Source organism: Streptomyces sp. WM4235 (genome assembly GCF_001279725.1).
In the GTDB taxonomy this organism is placed as follows: Bacteria; Actinomycetota; Actinomycetes; order Streptomycetales; family Streptomycetaceae; genus Streptomyces.
Genome location: NZ_LGDE01000242.1, coordinates 1 through 701, shown reverse-complemented (window position 1 = coordinate 701; position 701 = coordinate 1). Strand labels below are relative to the sequence as shown.

General features: G+C 74.8%; 1 pseudogene. It reads right to left on the bottom strand.

Features of this window, described 5'->3' with window-relative positions:
• Nucleotides 1-298 precede the first annotated feature (298 nt).
• A pseudogene (locus ADK55_RS40740) lies at nt 299-574 on the bottom strand (helix-turn-helix domain-containing protein); the annotation flags it as partial.
• Nucleotides 575-701 lie beyond the last annotated feature (127 nt).

Sequence of the window (701 nt, the reverse complement as noted above, 5' to 3'; positions counted from 1 at the left end):
GTTCCCGCCCCCGTGGCAGTACCGTCGCGGCGCACCCCGCCCCGGCGGAGTCCGCTGGTCCGCCGCCTGGCCAGGGACCTCCTTCCCCCGGTTCTGACCCGCACGGTGCGCCGCTGGCTCTAGTGCCGTGGCCGGAAGGGTTCACCGCGTCACGGCGCCCGCAGACCATTCCGGCCACAGCACTGGGCACCGTCGACCCGCGGCGGGTACGCGGTGACGGGAAGCCCCCGATGCTCGCAGGCTCCGGCGGGCCCGCCTTTGCCGAGGCCGACTCATCAGGGCGTCACGGCTCACGGCGTCACGGTGTATTGGTGAAGGTGCGGCGGTAGGCGCGGGGGGGTACGCCCCGGCGGCGCACGAACTGTTCGCGCAGGACGGCCGCGCTTCCGTATCCGACGCGATGGGCGATCTCCTCTACCGGCAGGTTCGTGGTCTCCAGGAGCTCCTCGGCTGTGCTCAGGCGCAGGTTCCGCAGCCAGGCGTGGGGGGTGGTGCCGGTCGCGGCGGCGAAGCGGCGGGCGAAGGAGGGGTTGTTTATCAGGGCACGCCCGGCCAGGTTGGGGGCGGGGAGGGGGGGGGGGGGGGGTTCCCCGGGCCCCCCCCGCCCCGGAAAGCCCCGGCGACGAACGCCTCCCCGACGTGCTCGCGTGGGCCCGCGAGAACCTCCACCAGCCGCTTCCCGTCACCGAACTGGCCGGGCG